Below are 2,062 nucleotides of genomic sequence, written 5' to 3'. Positions count from 1 at the left end.
GATCCAGATGGTCAGCGGGTCGGACACGAACGGCGGGTAGTCTCGCCCGGCGGCCGTCTCGAGCCACGTTCGTTTTTATCGATCGCGGCGTATCCGCGGCCATGATCACGCTCACGTCGGACTTCGGGACGCCCTACCCCGCGGCGATGAAGGGCGTCCTGCTTCGACGCACCGATGCGCGGCTGGCCGACGTCGGCCACGATTTCCCGCGACAGGACGTCCGTACCGCGGCCTTTTGGCTCCGGGAGACGCTGCCGTACTTCCCGCCGGCCACCCACCTCGTCGTCGTCGACCCCGGTGTCGGAACCGACCGCGACGCGATCGCGATCCGGGCGGGCGACCACGCGCTCGTGGGGCCGGATAACGGCGTTTTGCTACCCGCCGCTCGCCGGCTCGCCGGCGATGCTCCCCTCGAGACCGCCGTCGTCGACGAGGAGGGACTCGAGCCGGTCGTCCCCGCGGGCGAGACGGCTCCGGACCCCGGCGAGGGGCCGAGGAGCAACACCTTCCACGGTCGGGACGTCTTCGCGCCGACCGCGGCAGCGGTCCACGAGCGCGGCGGCCTCGACGCCGTGACGTTCCTGACGCCGACGGACGATCCGGTCGACCTCGAGCTTCCCGCGGCGATCATCGAGGACGGCCGCGCCGCCGGCGAGGTGCTGGTCGTCGACGACTTCGGGAACGTGATCACGAACGTTCCCGGGGACTACCTCGAGGGCCGCGAGCGCGTCGTCGCGAACGGCGAGCCGGTTCCGGCCGGCGACACGTTCGCGGCCGTCCCCGCGGGCGAGCGGCTCGCGACCGTCGGGAGCCACGGCTACGTCGAACTCGACGTCAACCGGGGGCGAGGCGAGGCGGCGTTCGACCTTGACGTCGGCGACCGGGTCGTCCTCGAGTCCGTCGACTGATCACCGGAACCGACGTACGGCAGGGGATCAGCGATCCGCGGACGGATCGATGACGAGTTCGCCCGTGGCGTGACAGGAGATCGCACAGCCGGCGAACCGGAACGAGGTCGTTCCGTCCTCGAGGCGGTGGCGGCCCCAGTGGGCGAACAGGGCGTCGAGGGCGTCGGGATCGACCCGCGTCGACAGCGCTTCTAGCTCTTCGGGAGCGGTCTCGAGCACCGACGCGACGGCCAACACCAGGACCGTGCTGACGGGTTCGGGATCGGCGTCGGTCCACCACACGTGGTAGGTCTCGCGGTCATCGTCGCGGTAGACAGTTCGTCCCGCTGCGTCGCCGACCGGCGTCAGCCCGTCCGATGGTGGGGAGAGGGACATTCTACAGGACGGTTTGTGTATTATTACTTAACTATATTGTCAAAAATACAATTAGTGTCTGCGCGGTGATGGCCGGACGGCTACTCGGCGGCGATGACGTCGTCGATGCGGACGATCATCGTCGCGGCCTCGGTCGCGCTCTGGATGGCCTCGCGCTTGACGTCGGCGGGATCGACGACGCCGTACTCGAAGGGGTCGTCGATAGTGACCGTCTCGCCGTCGGTGATCAGACCGGCCCGGCCCTCGGACTCGTGGGCCGCGCGGAGATCGACGAGGGTATCGATCGGGTCCTGGCCGGTGTTGGTCGCCAGCGTCCGCGGGACGACGTCGAGGGCGTCGGCGAAGGAGGTGACCGCGAGCTGCTTGCGGCCCTCGATGCCGGCGGCCTCCGAGCGGATCTTGTCCGCGATCGCGATCTCGGTCGCGCCGGCGCCGGGGACGACCTCGCCCGAGTCGAGCGCCGTCGAGACGACGTCGAGGGCGTCGCCGATGGCGCGCTCGAGTTCGTCGACGACGTGTTCGGTGCCGCCGCGGACGAAGACGGTGACGGCCTCGGCGGCCGCACCGCCCTCGACGAACGCGAGGTCGTCGTCGCCGTAGTTCTGCGCGCGGACGCGGTCGGCCGCGCCGAAGTCCGCTTCCTCGAGGTCCTCGAGGGCGCCGGCTTCCGAGCCGTCCTCCCCGGCGCCACGTTGTGCTGCGGGCGACCCCTCTACGATTTCGGCATGCTCGGTCTGGCCAAGCGCCAGCTCCGCCAGATCCTGGACGAGCTTCGCGAC

Annotated in this window: 3 protein-coding genes; 1 reads left to right on the top strand and 2 read right to left on the bottom strand. The window is 70.1% G+C overall.

Annotated elements, in window-relative coordinates:
- Positions 1-101: 101 nt before the first annotated feature.
- Positions 102-908, top strand: a complete 807-nt coding sequence (locus ACNA7R_RS18660) for an SAM hydrolase/SAM-dependent halogenase family protein (RefSeq protein ID WP_416285025.1) — start codon at positions 102-104, stop codon at positions 906-908.
- 27 nt (positions 909-935) lie between these two features.
- Here ACNA7R_RS18660 and ACNA7R_RS18655 read toward each other — a convergent pair whose 3' ends face one another.
- Together ACNA7R_RS18655 and ACNA7R_RS18650 are read right to left on the bottom strand one after the other, a co-directional pair.
- Positions 936-1,283, bottom strand: a complete 348-nt coding sequence (locus tag ACNA7R_RS18655; protein WP_416285024.1) for a HalOD1 output domain-containing protein — start codon at positions 1,281-1,283, stop codon at positions 936-938.
- A gap of 80 nt (positions 1,284-1,363) precedes the next feature.
- Positions 1,364-2,062, bottom strand: a 699-nt coding sequence (locus ACNA7R_RS18650; protein WP_416285023.1) for a TCP-1/cpn60 chaperonin family protein, incomplete at its 5' end; no start/stop codon positions are given.

The sequence above is a fragment of the Natronococcus sp. genome (assembly GCF_047921035.1).
Taxonomy (GTDB): Archaea; Halobacteriota; Halobacteria; order Halobacteriales; family Natrialbaceae; genus Natronococcus.
This window is presented reverse-complemented; position numbering and strand designations above follow the sequence as displayed.

What these genes read in the sequence shown, in the direction of transcription:
- ACNA7R_RS18660 (WP_416285025.1), top strand. Translation starts at nt 102, where the DNA reads ATGATCACGCTCACGTCGGACTTCGGGACGCCCTACCCCGCGGCGATG.
- ACNA7R_RS18655 (WP_416285024.1), bottom strand. Translation starts at nt 1,283, where the DNA reads ATGTCCCTCTCCCCACCATCGGACGGGCTGACGCCGGTCGGCGACGCA.